At 44.1% G+C, this 25,013-nt stretch carries 18 protein-coding genes and 1 tRNA gene; 9 read left to right on the top strand and 10 right to left on the bottom strand.

Annotated elements, in window-relative coordinates; genetic code table 11:
• Positions 1–94: 94 nt before the first annotated feature.
• From KD145_RS07545 to KD145_RS07515, 7 genes are all read right to left on the bottom strand, one after another.
• The gene (locus KD145_RS07545) at positions 95–976 is read right to left on the bottom strand and encodes an alpha/beta fold hydrolase (protein ID WP_212005297.1); all 882 of its coding nucleotides are present in this window, start codon (positions 974–976) and stop codon (positions 95–97) included.
• Positions 977–1,039: 63 nt separating this feature from the next.
• The gene (locus KD145_RS07540) at positions 1,040–1,624 is read right to left on the bottom strand and encodes a TetR/AcrR family transcriptional regulator (RefSeq protein ID WP_212005296.1); all 585 of its coding nucleotides are present in this window, start codon (positions 1,622–1,624) and stop codon (positions 1,040–1,042) included.
• Between the two features lie 185 nt (positions 1,625–1,809).
• The gene (locus KD145_RS07535) at positions 1,810–2,724 is read right to left on the bottom strand and encodes a PorP/SprF family type IX secretion system membrane protein (protein WP_212005295.1); all 915 of its coding nucleotides are present in this window, start codon (positions 2,722–2,724) and stop codon (positions 1,810–1,812) included.
• Between the two features lie 11 nt (positions 2,725–2,735).
• On the bottom strand, positions 2,736–8,864 hold the full coding sequence (locus KD145_RS07530; protein ID WP_212005294.1) for an Ig-like domain-containing protein: 6,129 nt from the start codon (positions 8,862–8,864) through the stop codon (positions 2,736–2,738).
• 9 nt (positions 8,865–8,873) lie between these two features.
• Positions 8,874–10,046, bottom strand: coding sequence for an ABC transporter substrate-binding protein (locus KD145_RS07525; protein ID WP_212005293.1), 1,173 nt, complete (start codon positions 10,044–10,046; stop codon positions 8,874–8,876).
• Entirely contained in the window at positions 10,043–10,633 is a 591-nt protein-coding gene (locus KD145_RS07520; protein WP_212005292.1) for a phage tail protein, read from the bottom strand. The genes KD145_RS07525 and KD145_RS07520 overlap by 4 nt, the downstream gene beginning before the upstream one ends.
• Before the next feature lie 44 nt (positions 10,634–10,677).
• Positions 10,678–11,760 (bottom strand): Gfo/Idh/MocA family protein, encoded by a 1,083-nt coding sequence (locus tag KD145_RS07515; RefSeq protein ID WP_212005291.1) that lies wholly within the window; start codon positions 11,758–11,760, stop codon positions 10,678–10,680.
• A gap of 281 nt (positions 11,761–12,041) precedes the next feature.
• On the opposite strand from KD145_RS07515, the gene KD145_RS07510 reads away from it, so the two are divergent.
• Positions 12,042–12,114 (top strand) — tRNA-Lys (locus KD145_RS07510).
• A 330-nt stretch (positions 12,115–12,444) separates the two neighbouring features.
• Here the strand turns inward: KD145_RS07510 and KD145_RS07505 are convergent.
• Positions 12,445–12,981 carry a hypothetical protein gene (locus KD145_RS07505; protein WP_212005290.1) on the bottom strand — a complete coding sequence of 179 codons (537 nt, stop codon included), beginning with the start codon at positions 12,979–12,981 and terminating at the stop codon, positions 12,445–12,447.
• 83 nt (positions 12,982–13,064) lie between these two features.
• Complete coding sequence (locus KD145_RS07500) at positions 13,065–14,441, bottom strand: hypothetical protein (protein ID WP_212005289.1); 1,377 nt, start codon at positions 14,439–14,441, stop codon at positions 13,065–13,067.
• Between the two features lie 697 nt (positions 14,442–15,138).
• On the opposite strand from KD145_RS07500, the gene KD145_RS07495 reads away from it, so the two are divergent.
• The 4 genes from KD145_RS07495 (at position 15,139) to KD145_RS07480 (ending at position 17,901) form a co-directional block, all read left to right on the top strand.
• Positions 15,139–15,858 carry a hypothetical protein gene (locus KD145_RS07495; RefSeq protein WP_212005288.1) on the top strand — a complete coding sequence of 240 codons (720 nt, stop codon included), beginning with the start codon at positions 15,139–15,141 and terminating at the stop codon, positions 15,856–15,858.
• Positions 15,859–15,965: 107 nt separating this feature from the next.
• A complete protein-coding gene (locus tag KD145_RS07490; RefSeq protein WP_212005287.1) occupies positions 15,966–16,304 on the top strand; it encodes a helix-turn-helix domain-containing protein in 339 nt (112 codons plus the stop codon).
• Entirely contained in the window at positions 16,258–16,485 is a 228-nt protein-coding gene (locus tag KD145_RS07485) for a hypothetical protein (protein ID WP_212005286.1), read from the top strand. The genes KD145_RS07490 and KD145_RS07485 overlap by 47 nt, the downstream gene beginning before the upstream one ends.
• 450 nt (positions 16,486–16,935) lie before the next feature.
• Entirely contained in the window at positions 16,936–17,901 is a 966-nt protein-coding gene (locus KD145_RS07480) for a hypothetical protein (protein ID WP_212005285.1), read from the top strand.
• 338 nt (positions 17,902–18,239) lie between these two features.
• Here KD145_RS07480 and KD145_RS07475 read toward each other — a convergent pair whose 3' ends face one another.
• Positions 18,240–18,668: an EthD family reductase gene (locus KD145_RS07475; protein WP_212005284.1), complete on the bottom strand. Its 429-nt coding sequence runs from the start codon at positions 18,666–18,668 to the stop codon at positions 18,240–18,242.
• Between the two features lie 1,609 nt (positions 18,669–20,277).
• Here KD145_RS07475 and KD145_RS07470 point away from each other — a divergent pair.
• The 4 genes from KD145_RS07470 (at position 20,278) to KD145_RS07455 (ending at position 25,001) form a co-directional block, all read left to right on the top strand.
• The gene (locus KD145_RS07470) at positions 20,278–20,790 is read left to right on the top strand and encodes a DUF4402 domain-containing protein (protein ID WP_212005283.1); all 513 of its coding nucleotides are present in this window, start codon (positions 20,278–20,280) and stop codon (positions 20,788–20,790) included.
• A 159-nt stretch (positions 20,791–20,949) separates the two neighbouring features.
• Positions 20,950–21,759, top strand: coding sequence for a hypothetical protein (locus KD145_RS07465; RefSeq protein ID WP_212005282.1), 810 nt, complete (start codon positions 20,950–20,952; stop codon positions 21,757–21,759).
• A complete protein-coding gene (locus KD145_RS07460) occupies positions 21,756–22,262 on the top strand; it encodes a DUF4402 domain-containing protein (protein ID WP_212005281.1) in 507 nt (168 codons plus the stop codon). Before KD145_RS07465 ends, KD145_RS07460 begins: the two co-directional genes overlap by 4 nt.
• 309 nt (positions 22,263–22,571) lie before the next feature.
• Positions 22,572–25,001 carry a carboxypeptidase-like regulatory domain-containing protein gene (locus KD145_RS07455; protein ID WP_212005280.1) on the top strand — a complete coding sequence of 810 codons (2,430 nt, stop codon included), beginning with the start codon at positions 22,572–22,574 and terminating at the stop codon, positions 24,999–25,001.
• Positions 25,002–25,013: the final 12 nt, after the last annotated feature.

Genomic DNA, 25,013 nt, shown 5'->3' with positions numbered 1-25,013 from the left:
TAAAAAAGAGAAGTGTATTTGATGATTTTTAAGCGACCATCAATCGATATATTCACTGGATCGATTGATGGTCTTATTGTCTTTTAGGGAAATACTAAAGTTTGGCAGTGAGGAAGCGGTCGATCAGGGTAGCTACCTCCTGATGATGTTCTTCGAGCAGGAAATGGCCTCCATCCAGTAGGTGCAATTCGGCGTCTGGTAGATCTTTCAGGTATGCTTTGGCACCGGGCACCAGGAATATCGGATCGTATTTACCCCATACGATCAGGGTGGGCGGTTGATGATCCCGGAAGTATTGTTGCCAGTTGTTGTATTGCGTAAAGTTGTGCTGGTAGTTGCGCAATAAGGCGGCCTGTATGTCTTTTGTACCGGGGACCTGCATAAAGTAGTGGTCCAGGAGGTAACCATCGGGGTTTATGTTTTCCGGATTTGTTTCAGGATGAAAATAGTTTTCCTTAATTCCTTCGAGGGAAAGCATACTATCCAATACGTTTTGCAGCGTTTCTTCATTGCCACTGTTTACAAGGGCTGCCAGTTCGTGCACCCTGGGTGCCAGCCCTTCCGTGTAGGCGTTCGCGTTCTGTATAAGGAGCGTTTCAATCAGCTCGGGTCTTTTGCTGGCAATTCTGAAACCTACCGGTCCGCCGAAGTCCTGGGCATATAAGCTGAAACGGGTTAGTCCAATGGTATCGATGAATTTTTCCATGATGAGGGCCAGCTGGTCAAATGTATATTCAAATACATCCCTGGCCGGCCGGCTGCTCAATCCTGCGCCCGGATAATCAGGTGCGATCACATGGTATCTGGCAGACAGGTGGTTCATCAGGTTACGATACATGTGGGAAGAAGATGGAAACCCATGCAGCAAGAGGATTACAGGAGCATCTGCCGGACCCGCTTCCCGGTAGAAAATTTCTACGTTGTTTACCTGTACGGTTTTAAAAGTAGCAGGAGAAAAGGTGATGGAGGTGTTCATTTTTGAAGGATTTAGAGAGATATATAATTATGTACTAAATGGTACAATATTGGTTAAAAAAAATCAGGTCAGGACCTGGAGCTGTATTTCGATCAGGGGCAGCAGTGTTTTTTCATCGGGATATATACGTCTGGTAACGTTCAGGCCGTTCCAGGCGGTGATAAGGTGTCTGGCCAGCAGATCGGCCCTCATCTTGTTTTTGAGTTGCCCGTGTTTTTGTGCGGCAATAATGATTTCCCGAAAGGTTTCTTCCAGCTGCTGCAACAGGCCAACGGATTTGCTCATCAGCTGTGGTTCTATGCTGGCCAGTTCCACAATAGTGTTACCGATGAAGCAGCCATTGTGATGCGCTTTTTTAGGAGCATGGGCAATGTTATAAAACAGGTTGCGGATCACCTCCAGCGGATTATCACTATTGGCCAGTTCTTTTATCATCCTGGCGGAGGCTTGCTGCTGGAATTGCTCCAGGACTTTTTCAAACAGCTCTTTTTTCCCGCCTTTGAAAGCCAGGTAAAAGCTCCCTTTCCCGATACCCATGGCTTCCAGTAGATCTTCGGTAGATGTGGCTTCATAGCCTTTAGACCAAAATACCGCCGTGGCCTTGTTGATCACTTCTTCGTTATCAAATATTTTAGGTCTTCCCGCCATTGTTTGTATCGATTATAAAACAAAAATAAATACTTTACCGATTAGTACAAAATATATTTTTAAATAACCCAGGGCTAAAGCCCTGGGCTATAAATTGACTGAAGCCTTTGGTTATTTACGAGCTTGAAGCTCTGGCTATAAAAGGCTTCTTGTGTTTTTTGCTAGCCCAGGGCTTTAGCCCTGGGTTATTTAAAGAGATGAAGGGTAGCGCCTATTTCATAGGTGCCGTTCACATAAGTTTTGAGGCCTCCGGTCTGGAAAGTATACATGGCCTGAATACCCAGTGTTTTCATGATGTTAACGCCGAGGCCTGTGGTGAGGCTTTTGGAGCTATGGTACATCGCCATGATATTAGCCACATTGTCCAGGAAGGTAGCATTGAAGCCGGCATCCAGGATATTGTCGTAACCCCTGACGCCGCGGAAACAGAGTTTAGGCTCGACGGAGGAGAGTACACTGCCCTGGGGCCGGAATCTGTAGGAGACAGCCGAAAAGAATATGCTTCCACCATTTATGCCCTCGTCTCTGTTGGTGACCATGTTCCGGATATTAGGCAGAGAAGCCTGTATATTCAGGTGCTCATCCGTATAGGCCATACCATATTCCGCTTCGAAGTAATTATCGCGACGGTTGAAGGCGCCAAAGGCAGGATCATTCATATCGCCGTTCACATCTTTTACGTTGAGGCGTTGTACATTCCATACCGCAGACAGGCCGAAGCTCAGCTGCTGATGGCGCTGGCCCAGCGGAATGCGGTAAGCATAGGAGAGTGCCAGCCGCGTACGGTTGATCAGGCCGGCCACATCGTTAAAGATATTCACGCCCACGCCCATACGTTCTTCCACTTTAATATCTGCTGAAGCAAATTTGGTGACAGGTGCGCCATTCATGCCATTCCACTGGTTGCGGTAGGAGGCATTGATATGCAGACCTGTATCCAGACCAGCCATCGCCGGGTTGGCGAGGTACTGGTTCTGGAAATACTGTGTGCCGGAAGGCTCCAGCAATGCCTGCGAATTACCGGGTGTTTGTCCCTGACTTTGCAGAGACAAACAGATGCCGGTAAACATTATTAAAGACGTATATAGTTTCTTTATCATGGTCATATAGATTAGTCCCTGATGATTGTGATGAATCCTTTGGCCACTTTATCGGTACCCTCTATTTTCAGCAGGTAGTAATAGGTGCCTTCACTGAGCGGATGGCCGTTCAGAGTGGCGTCCCAGTCATTGCTATAGTTCCTGCGATGGAATACCACGCGGCCGGTACGGTCGTAAATGGTTACTTCGTTGTTTGGATAGCTGTCCAGATTACGAATCACCCATTTATCGTTTTTGCCGTCACCATTCGGTGTAAGGATATTGGTAGCATCGACTTTAAAGTCTGCCACTACCTTGATATTGATTTGTTGTGTACCTGCACATCCGTCCAGACTGGTGGCGGTTACCTCATAAGTGGTGTTCTGCAATGGCCTGATCCGGAGGGTGGCTGATTGCTGACCATCGAGGATGCCGTCAGCATGGGTCCAGGTGTAGCTGTTACCGCCGGTAGCTGTCAGGGTAACAATATCTCCTTTGGATATATCACCATTCTTATCCGGTGTGATGGTGATCTGTGGCTGGGCGTTCACTTTCAGCGCGAAGGTGCGGCGAAGTGTATCCACGCCACCGTTTAAGGTGCCGCCATTGTCTTTTACCGTTACGGTAATATTCACGGTACCGCTCACATTAGGTTTCAGGCTATAGGAGAGAAGGCCACCGGCATCTACTGTCAGTGTGCTGAAGAATGCCTTATCGGACTGCACAAAGTAAGTAAGCGTCTGACCCGCTTCCACTGGGGATGCACCCGTAAGCTGATAGGTTTGTTTGTCTGTGATGTTGCACATTACCCGGTCTGGTATCATGTCCAGGGTAGGTGCCTGGTTGACCTGAAGTACACGTACCGTGAATACTTTCTCGGTATACAGCCCGTTGTTCTGGGTAGTACGGATTCTGACAGAATAAGTATTCTTAACTGCATACACAAATGTGGCATTGGTTTGCAGTTGATCACCGGAGATACTAAAGGCGGCATTATCATCGGCACCAGTACCTGATACCAGTGTATAGGTAAAGGTAGCTCCCGGTTCCTGGGTGATGGTAGAGAATTTACCTACCAGTGCTCCGGCAGGAACGTTTTCGCTGACCGTTGTATTATTGATAGTGATATCTGTAGGTGCCAGCGGTACATAAACGACGGAGATCTTCACGCCCTGGGCCACACTGGTATTCAGACCATCACTAACGGTAACGGATATAGTAACGGTGGTATTTACCTTGCTATTCAGCAGGGTTTCATCTTTTACCGTGATCTTACCGGTAACAGGATCTATGTTAAAGGCTCCGGATGGGTCTGAGGCAATAGTCCAGTTTTGCAGCACACCAGATGCATCGGTAGCAACTACCTGCCCGATATTGGTGCCGGTAGCGCTGTATTGGTTGATGTTGAACTGTTGTCCGGATGTTACTACCGGTGCTGTCATATCAGCTATTACACTGAGGGTATTGGATGCCTGGTTGCCATTGATACCAATGTTTTTGGCTGCATCGGCCAGTATGGAGATGGTTACATTTCCATCGGTAACAGGTGTTACAGTGAACGTGTAGCTGATGTTATCAGTTGTTTGTAATAGGCTGGCATTGCCATTTGTTACTTTGATACCGCTGAGTGCCATTCCGGTAACAGCTTCACTGAATACCGCCTTCACCGTAAACGGTGTGTTGATACGGGCGGGTGCAGTGGTAGTCACAGTAACGGAGGGGTGAGTGGTGTTGACATTTACCTGATGGGTGTTTTGTACACCATTCAGTGTCAGTACCGCATCCAGTCCGGCAGGGTCCTTCATGGAACCACCGTTGAGCAGCAGGGCAGTGCCCAGGTCAATACCGTCCATATCTGTATCTCCGTTCTGAACGGTGTAACTAAAGGTGAGGGTATTGGTTCCTGTGCCACCTGTGTATGTTGCATTGACAGTGTTAGTGCCAATGATCACCGGCAGGGAAGGAGTACCGGTAACGGTTACCGGCTCGTTGAATTCCACTGTAAATGTCAGTGTGTTTGTAGCATTATAGTATCCATTGTTAGGCAGCGTTACTTTGGTGATTACCGGAGAAATGGTGTTCACCAATACGTTGCTGGTGGGTACCGCCAGTAAAGCTGTTGGTGCAGCATTTCCGGCCAGGTCTGTGAAGCTACCTGCTGTCAGTACCAGATTGGCCGTATAGGCGATACCGTTAAGGTCCTGATCTCCGTTTTGTACGGTATAACGGAAGGTCAGTTTGTTGGTGCCTGATCCTGTGATATAATTGGCCTGTACGTTTGTATTGCCGATCTGTAACAGGAAGTAAGGTGTACCGCTGCTTATTTTAACCGGTTCGGTATAGGTTAATTCAAAGTCGAGGTTATCACCGGTTTTATACCAGCCATTATTGGGCACTTTTAAGCTTTGCAGTACCGGAGCGGTTTTGTCTACCGTCAGTTGTAGTGTATTGGAGGCGGTATTGCCGTTCCTGGCAATGTTTATGGCTGCATCAGCGGGCACGCTGATGGTGATGAGGCCATCAGTACCTGGTGTGATGGTAATGGTATAGGTGATATTGTCTGTAGATACCAGTGTGCCAGTTGTACCATTGGAGACGGTAATGTCGCTGGATGTAAATCCTGTCACTGCTTCACTGAAGGTGATAGTCACATCAAAAGCACCGTTCACCAATGCAGGCGCAGTGGTAGATATTGTTACTGTTGGATGTGTTGTATTAACAATGACATTTTTGAAGTCTGCTACGTTATTCAGTACAAGTGTGGCATTGTTGCCGGCTACATCGGTGATGAGTCCTCCGCCTCCCAGGGAGATGCCTGCGCCCAGGGTAATGCCCTGAGGTGCGTCATCGCCAGCCTGTACAGTGTATGTGAAGGTCAAAGTATTGGTACCGGAACCACTCACATAGGTAGCAGGTACAACACCGGAAGCCAGATTGATGGCCATATACGGGGTGCCACCGGTGGTATTTACGTTCACGATCTCACTGAGTTTCACGCTGAAAGTGAGGTTTTCCGCTTCGTGATAATAACCATTCGCAGGCCCCGTAACGGCAGTTACTACCGGTGGAGTAAAGTCGGCAGTCAGCTGCAGTTCATTGGAAGCGCTGTTATCGTTGGCACCGATATTCTGTGCCACCCCTGCTGGCAATGAAACTTTCACCAGGCCGTCAATAGCAGGTGTTACATCTATTGTATAGTGGATCCCGTCTGTGGTGTTGAGATTGTCAACGGAGGCATTGGTTGTCACAAATGAGCTGAGATCCAATCCGATTACCCGTTCACTGAAGGTGATGTTGGCAGTAAATGTACCATTGACTACCGGCGCAGCTGTCGTCGAAATAGTCACAGTGGGTATGATTGTATTCACTCTTACGCCATTGAGATTATTATCGTTTGTCAGCAGGAGATTGGTGGTATTACCATAACCGTCACTTAACCTTCCTCCTGCATCAATCAGGTAGCTGTTCAGTGCAATACCGTTTGCATCATTATCTCCCGGTTGTACCGTGTAACTGAAAGTAAGGGCTGTGGTGCCGGAACCGCTTTGGTAAGGTGCCTGTACGGTGGTAGAACCGATGATGATTGGCAGGTACAGCTGGCTGGCGCCTGGTTGTACGGTAATCGGTTTGCTGAAGTTTATGGTGAAGGTCAGTGTTTGACCTGCTTTATAATAACCATCTGCCGGTTGGTTTACTGATGTTATCACCGGTACGGTATTATCAAAAGAGAAGTCCGTATCAACAAACATGTTAGTGTTCAGAGAAGCAACGCTGGTAGCGGCATTCGGAAGTAATCGCAGATTCACCGTGCCTTTGTTGTTCGGCTGAAACAGCAGGTCGAAGGTATAGTTGCTCGTAGCGGTGGTACTGTTAGGGGTAACATTAGTAACAGTGATACCGCCCGGAACGCCTAATGCTGTTATGCTTCCTGCATTTACACCTTTGACCGGTTCATCGAAAGATATTCCGACGCGAACGGTCGTTGCATTTACGATAACAGGGGCAGTGAAGGTGGCCACCGGACGCTTGCTGTTGACCAGTATGGTATTATTGGTCACGTTGTTCATTGTGAGAACAAGATTGTTGCCGGCTGCGTCTGTGAGGGTGTTACCGTTGGTATTTATTACCGCGCCGATTCCGATTCCGTCGGAGTCATTGTCACCATCCTGTACAGTATACCTGAAAGTCCATGTGTTGGTGCCTGATCCGGAAACGTATACTGCCTTTTGGATAGAGGAGCCGATTATTAAGTCCAGGTAAGGATCAGGGCCGGCGGTAGCATTCACGATTTCGCTCATGTTCACGGTGAAGTTTAACGCCTGACCGATTCCATAAGTGCCTGCTGCCGGTGTTGATACGCTTAGTACAGTAGGAGCAGTGATATCTATTTTCCAGGTATAGACGGAATTACCGGAGGTGTTTCCTGCCCTATCGACGCCATTGATGGAGTAAGTATGTACGCCTTCTGCTAATCCGGTTAATGTAACGGGGCTGGTGGCAACTCCAAATGTGCCTGCATCCAGTTTACCATTGTAGGTCTGGATCGGTTCATTAGCGGAGAACTGGAAGGTGGCTGATTGCTGGTTGGTCACTGGTAGCGGAACGGAGGAGAACGATACTACCGGAGGTGTCTGGTCCAGTGTAATAGTGGCGCTGGTACCCTTTACGTTGCCAGCCAGGTCTTTTACCTGCATGTATATTTTCCTGAGGCCATCACCTGCAGGGATTGTATAAGCGCTGGAGGTACTATAAGGCTGGTAGGTGCTCCAGGCAACGCTATCCAACGAAAAGCGCATTTGCAGTGCGGCAGGAGGATCTTCGTCGGTGGCAGAAGGTATTAAGTTGACGTTCGTTGAATTCGTATACGCTGCACCGTTATTGATGGTGAGTGATATAACCGGAGGGTTTTTATCAATGCTATAAATTTCTCCTGTGTTATAAGGTACGTTTGTTACGGTGGGTATGATACCAGTTCCGTTTACATTCAGTCTGATGGTGCCATTTCCAGTACCGGTATTAACAACCACATTAAAGGTGGTGCCGGAGCCTGAAACGCTGGCAATATATGTGCCTGAAACACCGCTGGTATTTAAACTGAATGCACTGGTAGTAATGTTAGCGGCATTGCTGCTGAAAACCACTTTAAAGGTAACTGTAGCTGCGTTGGTAGGAGTGGCATCAACTCTGGTGACACTGGATACGGAAGTGGTGGGAGGAGCCAGTTTTATCAGTTGTCCTCCGGCCGGTGCTGATGCTGCACCGTCGCCGGCGAAAATAGTTCCATTGCTGGTGACAGCAAGTCCCCAGGCATATACAGGAGGGCTGCTGGTCAAGGTTGTATTGATAACAGTTCCGGGCAGTAAAGGGTTGGTATATTTTACTACCTGGGAGGTAGTAGCAGTAAGTAGCTCTGTAGTATAAATATTATCTGCACCATCTATGGCCAGGGCAGTCACATTTCTACCAGTAAAGAGGGTAGTAGCGGTGGTATATGTGGGGGCTGTCAGTTTGATGAGTGCTCCGCCTGAATTGTTTTCAAGGAAGTCGGTAATATAAAGATTGTTGTGGGAGTCAACAGCGATACCCCATGGATAGGTAGTTCCGCTAGGAATGGGAAGAGGTACACCATTGCTGACAGGGGTACCTGGTTGGTCTTCAAGTCCTGCTCTATACTTCATTACCTGATACCTGGATCCCCCGTCGTATTCGAGGGAGTACAGGTTGTCAGTGGCATCAATTGTTATGGCGGAGAAATATCTGCCTTTCTGAATGACTTCAGCGATTGAATAAGCCGGAGCCCTAAGGCGGATGATCTCTCCGTTCTGTGATTCAAAGGAATTGATCACAAAAATATCTCCGATAGAATTGACCGCAATTCCCCAGGGGAAGTCGTAGGCAGGTGGAACGCCGTGAGAGAGACCAGAATAAATAACAGTTCCCGTACCGGCACCTCCTGTGAATCTTACCAGGTCGTAAAGCTGGGTAGTGGGGTTTAATCTGGTAGCATAGATATTATTGCTATTATCTTTGGCTACTGCAGTATAGGAGCCTCCAGATTCAAGCTGGGTGAGGGTATACTGGGCAATTCCCTGCAGGCTGCATAGCACAGCTATGCAGGTAAGCAGGAATAACCGGATACTCCAGGTGTAAAATTTTTTCATATAAATCTGTTAGATACAGAGAAAAGGGTTCAACCAACCGGATATACAATCATCGTGTATACATTTGAGTGTAGTATCATCGAAGCGGATGCCTTTGCCCTGGTCGAGGATGATTTTATTTATTTTATTGGCAGTGGTATTGATGCTTACAATATTGGATACCGGTAAGCCCAGTCCTGTTGAAGGATGAAAGCCCTTTTCACCGCGGGGACCTTTGATAGTGGAATTATGTAGGTATTGTTTTACCGTCTGCCAGTCTCTTTTTTGTGCATGGGGCAATAGTTCTCTCCATACCAGTCCTGCTTCATAGCCCATCAGTCCAAAAATGTTGGCAGGTTGCTGCGCCATCCGTTCGAAGGTCTTTACAAATAATCTGTTCTCTTTACTTTCATCTTCCCGTAACCAGGTGAGGGCGCTGTATATTTCCAGTTCGTGGTGTTGTACATCGGCGAGGATATCGTCATAAGCCATGGATTCCACTACCAGTAGGGGGATGGTTTTATGGAAACGGCTGTTTTTCCAGGCATCCAGAAACCGTGTACCCATATTGCCGGTAAAGATGGCGTGTACATAGGGAGGCCGGTCATTTTCGATGGTCTTAAAAAATGCATCGAGGTGTAAGGCGTTTCTGTCGGAGGGATCTTCCGTGAGCACCGTGCTTCGGATGGTGGTGCCTCCGGCGGCGGCAGCACCCTGATAAAAAGCAGTATTTAAGTGGTAGCCTGCTTCGTAATGTGGCATCACAATATGTCCTGCATCGCCAAACCTTTGCTGTGCCCAGCGCCCTAAAGAGTATTGGGACTGCCATATCTGGTGCGATGCATAAAACATATGGGGGCTGATATGGGGAAAGTAGGGAATGAGTTCCCCCATATCAAACAGGAATGCTGTACCGCCCTGTGATTCCACAATAGGGATGAGGTCCGGTACCGATTTGTAACTGACCAGTCCCGACAACAGGTCTACCCGGTTGAAGAATACCAGTTTTTGTGCGGCCTCTTTGGTGGCAGAGGGTTGCCCGCTTCTGGTAAATTCAGGGATAAACTGTATTGTTTGCTGGCGTGCGGGATCTAGTCCCATACCGATCAACCAACCAGTGACCAGGTGAGCAGAATAATAGGGGTACACCCCCGAGTAGGGGGTGAGTAATCCTATCGTAAGTGGTGGCCTTAAACTCATCATGGTCTGGATGGATAGACACCCTGTGTAGCAATAACGTAGGTCATTGCCAGGTACGGAGAGCGGATGGGAACAGGTGTATTGCCACCTACCGGGCCAACGGACATACTACCATTTACAGTACCCGGTAAAAGATTGGTATTGGGGGTAGCATCACTGTAACCTTTGATCGGCAAGGAGTTGGGGCCAGATCCGATGGTGGGCAGTACAGCAGGTGCCATGGTAGGGCCGGGAGTGTTGCTGGTTCCGGGTGTATTGCTGGCAGGCAATGTTACCGTGAGATTGTCTACTGTAACCGGATGCGTATGTTGAGGAAGGTTGGCAATAGTCAGTGTAACCGTCTCAGTGCCGCCGACCATTCCGGGAGTGTAGTTTGGGCCTCCAGGTAGTTGACCGGTACCAATGATAGAACGTCCCCTCAGGTCCGGCAGTCCGAAAGTCTGGGTGCCATTGCCCCCATAGGTGGTCCCTAAAAGAGAGAATAGTGCTGAGTTTTGATTGATATCAACCAATACACCATTACAGAGAGCATAACCGACAGGTGCAAAATTGCCCCCAAAAGCAAAGATCATCGCGAGAATTGGATCCATTTCCTTAGTAGATTAGATTGTTTGAAAAAAATTTCGGTTGAATTTTATGATGCGGTTGTAAAATCAGGGAAGGCCAGTGAAGCGCCCCCCAGTCTGGCAGATTCGGCTGCAAGCACTGTTATCATACTGTTGGTAGCTGCAGCATAAACCGGTAAATGATGTGACTTATTTTGAATGGTATTGATAAAGCCGGACAGTGCGTGTGAGGTAGCTCCCACTGTGGTAAGGGCATATTGACGGAGGTAGGGAGCCGCACTTTCCCATGTGTTTTGTGGGTGAGCATTGGTCTGCAGGTACAAGGAGCCGGTATAGTCTATCCAGCTGCCAGCGGTACCTTTTACACGAAATCCGGTGCTGTGACCTGCTTCAGCCTGTAGTCTTACCTGCTGTCCTGTTGCTGTGCTCAAACAGATGGTAGTAATCTCCCCCTGACGGATACTCGAATAGGTTTTACCACTCCCGGGATGTTTTACTTTAACCACATATTCTTCGGTGCTTTTTTCCATGCGGAGAGCAGTGTATCTGTTGCCATCAGACAGGCCCAGTAAGTTTTCCATCAATACCATAGGGTATAATGGATATCCGTTTTCCTGCTGTGGGATATTGGCAGAACAAGCTCCTGCGTATATGCTTTCCAGTTGGCCCAGCCGGCCATCCTTTACTATGGCGGTCATTGCCAGCAGGTCGGGGCGGTAGCTGTGTTCGTCCAGTGTAAAGTAATGTTTACCGGTTTGCCGGCTTAGCTGCACGATATGGCGGTGTTCTTCCAGGGTACTGCCCATGATAGGGCCGCAGGCTACATGTTTACCCTGCCGGAGTGCGGCAGCGGCAATAGTATAGTGCTGATCTGCCGGGGCAGCGATGATAACCGCATCCAATGCGGGATTGGATAATAACTGGTGATAGTCGTCGTATAGTACCGGTTTCGTATAGCCAGCTGCGTTAAACAGCTTAAGCGCATCCCGCCTGGCTGTATGGCTGGTTTCACAGATAGCGCTGATATCCAGTTGCCTGTTGGCTAACGCTGCTTCAAGATATTGCCTTCCCCACGTGCCTGTTCCAATGAAGCCAATGCGTAAACAGTTGTTGCTGGCTGCTTTTAATAGTGAAGATGGCATAAATGCCATCGCTGGCAGTATTAAAGCTGCGTTTTTGAGAAATAGTCTCCTTCCTGATTGCATCGAAGATCGTAATAGGGATAATGTAAATGGTTGTAGGCTCTTCTATAAATTTAGGGTTAAAACTAAGACTTCACGTATCCGAAATGCGGAACAAATATATATTAATATTTTAATCAAGTTCTGATAATTTTCGGTGATGGAAGGGCGGTGGTTCAGGAAATTTTTAAAAAAAGTGTGTAAAGATTTGACAATGAAATAGTTTTTTATATCTTTGCCGCCCATTCAATGATTCCGTAGCTCAGTTGGTAGAGCAATACACTTTTAATGTATGGGTCCTGGGTTCGAGTCCCAGCGGGATCACAGACAAGTTTCAAACCTCGCGCATGGCGCGGGGTTTTGTTTTTTAGTTGAGCGTTTAGTCGAGTTCCTTTTGTATAACCCCGATTTCTTTCCCGTACTTTATACAGGTTAATCAGCTTTTACTAAGATACACAATTTTAAGCGATAGGTTGTGTCGTTCGAAGATTATATGTGTCTACATCAGGATGCAAGTGTGAATCACTATGTCTATGCAAAAGGATATGAACCAAAGTACACGATAGTTTGAGTATTGATGAGGGGATTGAGACAAATAAAATCGGAGCCCTCCGATTTTATTTGTCTCAGTTTTTGAGAAGTGTCAAACCTACTTTACATATACTTCTTCCAAGTTCGATATGATAAATGGTACTTTAATGCATTATCATCATTGATGAATCGAAAGGATATAAATTCAGGACCAGCAAATTCAGTATCAAAAACTTTCATGTATATAACCTGACTTACTTTATCCTTTGAAGCATAGAAATAACCAGTGTGACGTTTTATTCCTCCCAATTCTCCGACACCACCTACAGACATTCCCGGTTCACCATAGATATTTGATAGAAGATTTTCTATGCTTATACCGATGGTTTCCATTTTGGGGTATATCCATATCCTGTTTACCTTATTTTCTTGATTTACGGCGAGGTAAACCGCTTCCGCGGGGAAACTAAGACCTTTGCCATCAGACAGACCGGTAATTTCACCTGTATATTTGTACCATGAATCTGCGTTGGGTGAAGGAATGAGTGTTTCTCTGTCTTTCGGACCAAATTTTATTATGGAATTAATTTGTTCCAATGATTTTCCTAGTTCCAACTCGCCTAATCCCAATTCATTAAAGTATAGCATAATATAAGTCATATAGCTATTAAATTTCAAATGCAAGAGTATGAGTGCTGAATATTGGTAATATAATATTCTTTTCCTGGATGGCTGCGATATTTTTAACAATCTTTCCCACGAAATTTAAACGTTCGATATTGAGATTGATCTTTAAGTCCAAAACTGCCATACGTAGTGCTTACTTTTGCTGGATTTGCACCATCACTATAGTCGTAGTCAGCTCTAAGGAATTTATTTATTTCTTCTTGATAAATTTCATTGAACATTTTCAATAATCGTGGATTACGCCTTACCATTGATGGGGTAATGCTTGGATCAGCAATTACCATTGCATTGACAACCGCGAATACCTGATGTTCTGCCAATGTAGCAGCCTGAGCTGAAATAGCCTGAGCGGCTGAGGAATGGATTAGTGTTCCATTAAAGGTGACAGCGGGCATACCTGTTTCAATATCACCTATTTCTAATGTATATAATTGGCCATTACCCGCCCTATTTAGAAATTGTGAATAATAGCCAGTAATAACCGCTGACTGCCAGTTACCTTGCTTAACGAAGTTATAGCTGTCTGGACAAGGAATCGCGAGCAAGTTGGCATCAGCTACAGGAATCGGAGCGGGAAGTGTTGTGGGAAGGTAATCAATGTTATCACCCCCTCCGCCTCCACCTGTTGAAGGGTCAGTGGGAAGTGAGGGATCTATAGGATCTGGAATATCATAACAGTTCAGAGATGTCGATTGTAACATCCAATTTCCACCCATTCCCCCACCACCAGGGTTACAATCATACGCTTCCGCTCCGCCATAGTCCGGGGATGGACAGTTATCCCCCATACGTCCGTTAGTGACGGTTACCCATATACCTCTGTCACACTCCATTGTCCAAGTACACTCCTGATCGCAAACAATGCGCGCGTTTTGCGATACAACACTTTTTCTTACAGCTCGTCCCTGGTAATAGTTGATACTATAGCCCCTATTTGAAAAATCATCCAGCAATAATTTCCCCGTAAAATGAGCATAACTTATTTCGGGGGATCTGTTATTGGTTGATGTCCCACGCTGAGGGGCATCCAGCTGCTGTATGTATTTAGCTTTGAAAAAACGAACTTCATTTGCGGCTTGTTTTGTTGCTATGATAAATTGCTGAAAACCAATAATGTGTAATTTGTATTCATTGCTTTTATGCGCTATGGAGCCAAGTTTGGGTACAAGCGGAATGAAATAATAGACAGCACTATCACCACCCTTTTTACTTGACATATGCTCCCAGTCCGCATTCCAGATAATTGTCAGCGAATCATTAAAACGATTCGAAAGGCTTTTGCTAAAATCGTGTTTATCAAATTCTTTTTTAATCTCTGTAGGATTATCTACCTGCAGATCCTTTTGTGTGGATTCCTTCTCTTTTTTACAGGAGTAAAATAGGATACTTAAAATAATAATGGAAAATCCTAATGTTGCAAACAATTTTTTCATAAAATAGAGGTGAATGATTAACAAATAAATATCTCCAAATTAAAGACATAGAAAAGCTACCTATAGACTCACAAAAAATATATTTTCATCCGGGGCTAGAACAGCATTATTCAATACCCAATAACCATTAGTAAATATTCAGAAAATTTCAAATATTACATGTCGATTTTAGGGAATACCTTAATCCATTTGAGATCCAGTAAAAACAAGGAAAACGTTAATTATGTCAGGCAAGGATCAATTGTGGTATTCCTGAATATTGTAATCATTGAAGACATTAAATGATCTGAATGTGAGGCCATTGTTAAGTTTCATAGTAAACTGGTTAACAAATCAGGGGTACAAATTTTGTACTTCAAATATAGTATAAAAGGTATTTATTCGTGTATCCTTACTTAGGTTATTTTAATATTAAATTAAGAATAATTTATTTAAAAAAAATTATATGAATATTATTTACACGTTATTTTTTTATAAACTAAAAATTCATTTAAATAGTGATATTGTTTTATTCGATGGAAGATAATATGCCGTATTTTAACATCCCTATTTGGATACGAAATCTGAATGAAATTTACGCGTTTTCATTGCCGTTGTATAATCATGTAAAGAAACAGCTAAATAGTTTTGGAAACTGGCCTCTCAAATTCGTATATTCATAGACATTGTTGTTTTCTTACCTAATAAATACATGGATATGAGAAGTTTGAACATGAAGCAGTTGAAATCCTTTTTCACCTTTGACCTCCCCGTTAAGTACAGTTACATTTATTCCCGTTTCCGTAAAACCCATGAAGGACAACGTGATATTTATGCCAGTTGGCCAGCGGAGGCAACACGCAGCCAACTGATTAATGGGTATTGGAGCAATGCACTATGGCATTACCTGCTTTTATTTGTCTTGGCCGATGTTGCTGTTTTGTTTTATAGCGGCCAATTTAATATGATGTATATGCTTGCTGGTGTGACGTCGGGAATGGCCGCATATATACCGTTATATTTCCTGGTGTATCGGCCCATCTTTACCGGTGAGTTCCTGCCAAAGCTGGAAACGGCGATAGCGGTATATGAAGGCCGTGAACGTGCGTGGATGGAAAAGTGTAAACAAGACCAGTTAAGCAACAGGGCGCTAATACTATTTTTCTACGCATTCGATAAAACCAGTAAGGCCAACTATTTAACCCCCAGTGATAAATGTGCAGACCAGCTGCACATAGTTTTCGGAAAAAGCCGCGATGGCCTTAAAAAGGAACTTAACCTACTCTTTAAAAAAGGGAAGAGGGTCAATTTGGGCTCCTGTCACATTGTAGAAGTAGGCAAAAGTTTTGAGGAAGTTTACGCAGTTTTAGAGGCAATGCAATTTTCGGAGGGTATCCAACAGCTAAAGCAGTTGGAGCAACGACTGCAAAGGCCGTAATATTATCCGGAATATACAGATAATACCTCTTTCCTTTTAAAAACAAGTATACTTAGCCTGTTTTCTCTTTCTTGAACAGCCATATTTGCCGTATAAATCGGTATAATATGGAAAAGAGAGAAAGAAATGTGCAGACGGCAGCGCCAATGCTGTTCCCAATTGAGCCGGAACAGTTTTGGCAAATGCTGCGTGTATTGGTGCGTGAAGAAGTCAGCCAACTGGACAGGCAGCCGGTGTGTACCCCGGCATATGACACCCCCGGCCTTACCTATAAGCCCCTCTACAAAATCGGTGAAGTCTGTCAGCTATTTCAGGTTACCAAGCCTACTATTTACGACTGGATAAAACACGGCAAACTAAAGCCGTACAAAATCCGGTCGAGGGTCTATTTCCTTTGGAATGACATACAGCAATTGTTACAGCCCGGAGAACAGCCGAAAGAATGACAGGCAGTGTTGCTACCTGTCGCGGAGATGGGGCGGGGCTGCTCCACACAGGCCCCTGCCTGCGAAGATCGAACGGGCCGCCTATGGCATCCCGTTCACGGAGAAAGTACAGGCGGCGTTGCCACCTGTACGCGGAGATGGGGCGGGGCTGCTCCACGCAGGCCCCACCCGCGAAGATTGAACGGGCCGCCTTCGGCATCCCGTTCGCGGATTCGGAACGGGCTTCGCTCCGTTAGCGAGCGGTGTTTTTGCTACGCAAAAACTGCTCGCCCCTTTGCTCCCGTTGGTCGCCAAAAAGGGGGAAATGGGGCGGAGATGAAAGTGGAGATCAGGTTGCCGGTGAAAAGAAAAAAGCTGCATTGTGTTGGCTCCAATCGGTTTTTTATGAATCCGGAAGCATGACAGGTTTAGGTGTTTTGGTATTACCACAACATAGCTGGCGATACCGAGTGGATGAAAAGCCAGGTGCCATTTTTAGACTTAACTATAAGGGATTGTCGCTCCTGATTTACATTATAGTTATATGGGAGAAACATTCTTATGATTGATCTGATAATTACGGACTCAAGGTTAATATTATTTTATTAGTTTGGCATTTTATATTTATCCGAATTTTTAAATGAAAACGTCTATGAAGTATTGTTTAATGTTGTTTGTTTATCTCACAGTTTCCAATTGCGTTAATGGTCAAACCAATTTTATTCGCGATACAGGCAGTGTTGGAATCGGAACCTTAACACCAATTGAAAAGCTGGAAATTGCAACGAATGGAGCATCCTATGCACAGCTGACAAATAATTGGGATGTATTGGGAACTGTTGGCGCCATAAAGTTCAATATGGCGGGGACTGAGATTGGAAGAATTGAAAGTGAAAGAGTAACGGCTGCAGGTAGACTGGGAGCATTGAAATTTATTGTTAGAACCGCGAGTGGGCTTACTGAAGGTTTGAGAATCAGTAATATGGGACTCGTAGGCATCGGATTGTCAGGGCCTCAGGCAGGGCTACACGTCGCAAATGTTAGCTTTTTACCGGATGGAACAAGATTAGCAGCTATCCTGGGCAATGCTTGGAATGATTGGACCGCTTTTGGAGGATCTGGTGGTGGGAAGATAAGAGGGAGCAACGAGGGGTATTTGGTGTTGGAAACAAATCCTTTAGGTCCCAATAACGCTTTGGTTATGAATCAAGCTTCTGCTGGGAATATTTTTATGGCCGGAGGTGGCGGTAATGTTGGTATTGGTACATCGTCACCGCAAGCCAAATTAGCAGTTAACGGCGATATTTTTGCAAAACGAATTAAAGTAACGCAGATTGGCTGGCCAGACTATGTTTTTGATCCAACGTATGCTTTGCGAACACTACAACAATTAGAATTATTCCTGAAGGAAAAAAAACATCTTCCAGAAATACCGTCAGCGGAGGAAGTAAAGGTAAATGGTCTTGATTTAGGTGAGAATCAAGCCAAATTGCTACAGAAAATTGAGGAGTTAACTTTATACTTGATTGATCAGAATAAGAAAATAGAGATACAACAACAAGTGATATTAGAGCAGGATAAACGGTTAAAAGAGCTTGAAAGAAAGCATTCTAAGTAAAGTTCTCACATTGAGCTGAAATTTCTTATGTTTGTAAAACAAGATGCTTATTCAACATTATTTCACTGGTTGAGCAATCAGGTTAGCAATAAACGCTCACCACTATCAAACACAGACTCTATAAGGCATTACGAAGATACGTGCTACTCCCAGCGGGATCACAGGAGTTTGGCAAAACCTGCGCGTAGCGCAGGTTTTTTGTTTTTACTCTATAATTTATCCTATAAAAGCCAGGAGGGGCTTTCAGTTGACGTAGCTTTGTAAAGAACGAACTATCTGCATGAAGATACTTTTTTTTCGCGCTAAAACCCCTTGTTAAATTTTGATAAAAGCTCACTTTATTTTACGACTTCACTCACAAAAATGGCAGGAATGGCATTGGTGTAGTTTACAAAATCCGCACGAATCGCATCTATATTTGGAGCGATGGCCGCTTGATATTCACGTAAGTTTTTTACATAAAATGTGCCAATAGCCATAAAAAGTAAAGGTTGGTTAGGAGCACCACTCAAAAACCCTTTTTCAATAGTATATTTAACTAAATTTGACCCTAAAAAGCCTGCAACCATGGGCATGTGCTTAGTTTCATAATACTCCATATTGAAAGTTTTACCCTCGGCATAAGGGTACATGATAGATATCTTAATTAAGCCTTTTTCAGTAACAGTCATGTCGTGTTTTTGGGATTTTCCAGATTGCTTTTTCTGACCAAATGTAATAATACAAGTGGCTAAAAACAAAAACGATAAAATTAGAATGGACTTCATGGTTAATTAGTTTTATGGTACAAAATATTGAAATTGTCGTTTGCTTTCATTGGTAACTGTAAATTCATATTTTTTTGTAATTTAAGACAAATGGATACAGTGATGAAACAGATTTTGACGCGGTTGCAGTCCTTCGCTACGTTTGACCTCCCCCTGTCGGCTATATTCAGCAGGCATTTGTAACCACCCACAAAAATTACAGTAAGGAATACCAGGGCTGGAGCGTAAACGCCACCCGGAAGAAAGTTAACACCAATTTTGATCAATTTTATCTACGCTTTCTGGGTAAGTATCGCAGGGTTAGAGTCCGGTTTAAACGTAGCCTTAAGGAAAAAAAGAGGGTCAGTTACTTTTTCCTTTATAGCAAATTCAATATGTCTTGCGCGGCTCTAATGGCCTCTTGAAGCCGTTCATTAAGAACTGTTGCCGTACCATAAATTTCAGGCAGGTTGTCGTTTATACGTTGCCGTTTGAGGTTCCAACAGGCCGGGGGGATAGCTATGCCGGAGTTTAGAAGGGTGCGCCTATCAATAGAATGGCAGTATTAGATAAAAATTATGCTTGTGCCGTCCCGGCGTACAAATTTCTTTTTGCATACTGGTTTGACTGGAAACATAGTTACTCTATAAAAATGGTGTCGGCCTCCATAATGGTAGTTTACAGAAAAACACCACGGAGTTATAGAATATTGAAAACCATAGAGTTTTTGTAGTGTTGTGTTGTTTGCTGTCTAGTGTAAAATGGCAGCGGGATCACCGAAATGAAAAAGGCTTCAGAACATATTTGTTTTGAAGCCTTTTTTATTTCGATATTCTAAAAATGCTTTTTTACATCAACCTGGTTATTTTTCGGGTTCTTTTATAACTACATTGCTTCTCATTAGAAAGTTTTACATTCAGCAATCCGCCAATTCCGTGGCAAATGGCTGCTGCCATTTTATGCGTTGCAAAATTGATGTCACTGGAAAAGTCATACATGGTAGCGTGTCTGCCTGCAAGATAGATACAATCGAAAGAATCGTAGTCTGCGTGGGTATATTTATTTTATCAGCAAGATACGATAGTAGTGTCTATAATAGTAACGGGTATACGAATTCTCCATACTGTTTTTTTATGAAATTGAGAAGTGTGATACTTTTTGTTAATAGAAAGGATTCCTAAATATATTTATTTAATGTAAATCCTTTGTGATGGCTATTTTATCCTTTTTCTTTTGAATTTTATTTTTTGTGGATAAAAAAAATTTGGTGTTTTTAATTCCTTGTATATCTTTGCCGTGGTTTTGAAAAAAATAGTTTTTAAAACATTATTTGTATCACCAAATCTGTAAAAGGTGAACCCCTTTAAAAAGATAAACCACCAAAAGTCAGATAATCTGTAGAACTATTCCATTTTCATATAAGAATCCTTATTGTCATGTTGCATTACTGGATGCATTAACTGTGGATGTTAACTGGATTCATAAGTAAAAATTTACCGGAGTACATGTTTGTATTGTAGTGTATTTTTTCGCTATTAATATGCGTGTACATTGTTATGTTATGCTTGTTCGAGGCTGCAGGTACTCCCATTCCCTTGTTTTTTTATTTAATCACTTTAAATCCAATTTCATGAAAAAAACGATCCTATCAATGACCTTGATCGTATCTGTATTGTCTGCAATGAAAACTTCCGCACAAACATCTGCGATTGCAACAGCTAATGCTTCTGCTCAAGTTGTAACGCCAATCGCTATTACAACAGGAAACCATCTGAACTTCGGTCTGGTGGCTCCTTCTGCCGCTGCCGGTACTGTTGTGGTGGCCACTGATGGTTCCCGTTCCTTTACTGGTGGGGCTTCTCAGTTACCTGGAACTGGTACTGTAAGTGCAGCTACCTTCAACGTAACCGGAGAGACTGGTTATAGCTATGCTATCACATTGCCAGCTGACGTAACACTGACTAACGGTGGTGGTCAGACTTTAGTTGTGAATAATTTCGTTAGTGCTCCTAATGGAACTGGTCTGCTGACTGCTGGTGCACAAACACTGGAGGTAGGTGCTACACTGGAATTGGTTGCTAATTCTACTGCTGGTAGCTACAGTTCCTTAACTCCGTTTAGCGTTACTGTAAATTATAACTAATCAGTAATCTCCGTTTTGCCAGGGGGCTGTGCGTTGCGCAGCTCCCCTGGTTTTCTCTATACATCAATAAAAGCGTGGCCGATGATACTTTCAGCGATTTTTAAAAAGCTGATCCTGTGCCCTCTTCAAAGATATGTTGTTGTCTTTATCTTTAGTGCGGTGTGGGTACTAGTTTTCCTTCTTGTGGCTGGTAAGGTGAAAGCACAGGGAAACCTGATGATTTATCCCAAACGGGTGGTGTTCGATGGCACTAAAAGAACCCAGGATCTGGGACTGGCTAATACTGGTATTGATACCGCTACTTACCTTATTTCTTTTATACAGATAAAGATGAATGAAGATGGTACTTTCAAAAATGTTGAACAACCGGACTCCGGACAGAATTTTGCCAGTAACTATCTTCGCGTGTATCCGCGTACTATTGCCATTCCTCCAAAGGAATCACAGACCGTGAAATTACAGGTTACGAATACAGGAAATCTCCCGCCGGGTGAATATCGCTCTCATATATACTTCAGAGCTGTTCCACCACCTGTTCCCGCAGGCGAAAAACAAATTCATAAAGATTCTACCGGTCTGGAAGTAAAGTTGGTTCCAATATTTGGTATAACCATTCCCGTTATCATCCAGATAGGCGAGAACGCTACTACTGCCACTATATCAGACATGGCTGTTGATTTCAAAGATCCGGCAAAACCTCAGGTGTTGATGTACCTGAACCGCATTGGAAATATGTCGACATACGGAGATCTGGCAGTCGATTATATTTCATCAAACGGACAAAAAATCCGTGCTGCTGCCATTAAAGGGGTGGCCGTTTATACTCCTTTGCAAAGAAGAAAAGTCCGGATCGATCTGGATGCTTCATCAAAAATTGATTACCACCAGGGAAGGCTGGAGGTAAGCTATGAGTCCTCTAATGGAAAAGCCCAGGTATCTTTGGCCAGGCAGGAACTTGTTTTGAAATGAATAACTACAGATTATTCATGATAGTCAATCTGAACAGAAAACAGAACGTTGTGTTAGTTGCAATGGTCCTTATATTGATCTTATTCGCTATACCGGTAAATGGACAAATTCCCCCAACAATCATTCAGACATTGAGTTTTGGTACTTTCTGCACAGGCCAGGCAGGTGGTACTATTTCCGTTTCACCGGCAGGTACTTGTACTGTTACCGGCGATGTAATCCCAATTGGTAAAGGTACGGTCTGTTCCCCCATCATTATAGAATTGGAGGCGCCCGTTGGTAGCAGAATGACAATTTTGGAAACTAAAAGTCTATTGAAAGGAAACAACGGCAATACAATGGTATTGCGCATTAATGGAACAGACCCGGCTACTCCCTTTGTAACCCGTCAAAACAGGACCAGCATCAGTATTGGCGGAACCTTGACAGTACCAGGCTCAGGACAAGTACCGGCGGGAAAATATACAGGTCAGTTATTCATTACTTTTTTAGTAGGGGAATAAAGCCCTTTATTAGAGGAAACGGTAATCATGTAAGAAGTGCAAAGCCTACACCTTAGACTTATAGCTGCGTTATACAATGTGATCGCCCTGACATTATTTATGACAGGAGCTGCTGCATCCTGTTATGGACAGCATCAGACTGACGATGATGAGGTGAGTGTAATGCTGAGATCTAAGGAGCTCGGAACAGTCGAGCTTCCGGTGATTATCCGAAATCAGGAAGTTTACTTATCTGCAAATGAGCTTTTCAATTTCTTAAAAATTAAAAATATGCTGTCTGATAAGCAGGATTCTCTATCCGGGTTTATCATGAATAAACAGGATTTCTTTTTGATAGAAAAAACAGGCCGCATTATGTATAGGGAGAAAAGAACAGACCTTACATCCCAGGAACTGATTAGTACCGCTTCCGGATTATATCTGAAAGCATGTTGCTGGGGGAAAATATTTGGTCTGAATTGTGAATTCAAACATCGGGACCTGTGCGTTGAGCTAACCACTGAACTTGATCTGCCGGTTATAAAAGAAATGAAGCAACAACGTTTGCGTGAAATGATCAATCGCCTGAAAGGAAATGTAAAAGTAGATAGCGTTATTGGCAGAAATTCTACAGGATGTAATATCGCTGCGGCCGACTGGTCAATAGCTGCCACACAGCAACAGCAAGGTGCTAACAACCTGTCTCTAAACCTCGCCTTGGGTGGAATGGTAGCCGGTGGTGAAACCAACCTGCTCCTGAACTATACCAATAACCGACAACTGGATCTTCGTAATCAGCAATTTATCTGGCGTTACGTTCAGAATGATAACCCGGTAGTACGGCAGGTTTCAGCCGGAAGGGTCTATACGCCAACTGTCGCTTCTGTCCTGTTTCCAATAGCAGGTGTACAGGTGTCTAATACACCCACATTTAACAGGACTGCTTTCGGTACCTATCGCCTGACTGATATTACTGAACCCGGATGGAAAGTAGAGCTTTATATTAATCATGAATTGATCGACTACCAACAGGCAGACGCTTCGGGTTTCTATAGCTTTAATGTTCCCATTATTTACGGCAATACTTCCATTTTGTTACGGTTTTATGGCCCATGGGGAGAAGAGTACTCCCGGCAGAAAGACATTACAGTACCTTTTAACTTTCTTCCGGCGAAGGACTTTGAATATTCGGTAACTGCAGGTATAGAACTGGATACGTTTTATAGCCGTTTTGCGACAGCAAGATTGCACTATGGCCTCACTCAAAGATTGACAGTAGGGGGTGGGATAGAATACCTTTCTTCCCTTTCTTCCGGAAATAATATCCCTTTTGTACAAGCCTCCTACAGGCTGCCGGGAAATATGGTGCTAAGTAGTGAGTATGCCTATCAGGTGAGATCGAAGACTTCCCTTTTCTGGAGATCCAAATCAGACATGGAGATAGAGCTGACGTATCTTCGTTATCAGAAGGATCAGCAGGCAGTACTATATAACTATCTGGAAGAACGTAAGATCTCTTTTTCATTGCCGGTTAGGAGAGAAGATTTTTCGCTGCTCTCCAAACTTACAGTGGATCAGATTAAGATGCCGGTATTGCAACAAGCTGGTGAAAAAGGGCTCAGTTTACCACCGATGGAATTTACCACTGCAGAATGGGTATGCGCTGGCTCCATTGGAAGTATAAATACTAACCTGACCACCTTTTGCAATTTCAGAAAAGGCTATAAAACAATAGCCTATTCTAACTTGTCGCAAACGTATCGGGTGTTTGACAGGATGCTTTTTACACCACGACTGCAATATGCCTATGATAGAAATCAGATTACCAATGCAAAGATCGAACTGGAGAGACCGATAGCGAGCCATGGATTTGTCCGTTTTACATTGGAACGGGATTTTTATAGTCAACAGTTTACCACAGGGATTATGCTGCGCTATGATTTTTCTTTTGCTAAAACAGGCTTCAGTGCTAATATTTCTGGTCATGGGTCTTCTATATCCCAATCGGCAGGTGGTAGCTTTTTATTTGATAGAGCCACTAATTACCTGGACGCGAATAATCTGGGAAGTGTAGGGAGAGCGCAATTCATCATACAAGCTTTTCTGGACCTCGATGGAAATGGTAAAAAAGATCCCGGAGAGCCTAAAGTAGAAGGAGTGATACCGCAGCTGAACGGGGGCGTAGTACAGTATTACAAAGAGGATACTTTGTGTCGGGTATTTAGCCTGGAGCCCTATAGAAAGTATATCGTAACTGTTAATCCGGATGGACTCAGCTCCATTTCCTGGCGGGTTAAAAATCCTTCAATCAGCGTACTGGCACTTCCTAATCAATTTAAGTTGGTCGAAATACCGATTGAGGTATATGGGGAGGTATCGGGTGCTGTAAAGAATGAAAAATTACAAGGCCTGGGCCGGATTAAAGTAAATGTCTATGATGCCGCATCTAAACTAGTGACATCAATACTCACAGAAGGGGATGGCTACTTCAGTTATTTGGGATTAACGCCAGGTTCTTATACTATCAGTGTGGATGCGGAGCAGATGAAGCGTCTGAACCTGAAGGCGACGCCGGCTTTTACGGCAATTAAAGTTAAACGAAGTATGGAAGGGGATGTGGTAGACGGACTGTCATTCACGCTCACTTCCCAGGATATGGAAGCTCCGCCGGATAAATCAGTGGGAATCCATGAAATCTCAGAATATACCCCAAAGAACTCAGACGCACACCATACTAAATGTTCTCTTTTCAATTTTTAATCACTTAAAAAA

Source organism: Chitinophaga sp. HK235, assembly GCF_018255755.1.
GTDB lineage: Bacteria > Bacteroidota > Bacteroidia > Chitinophagales > Chitinophagaceae > Chitinophaga.
This window is presented reverse-complemented; position numbering and strand designations above follow the sequence as displayed.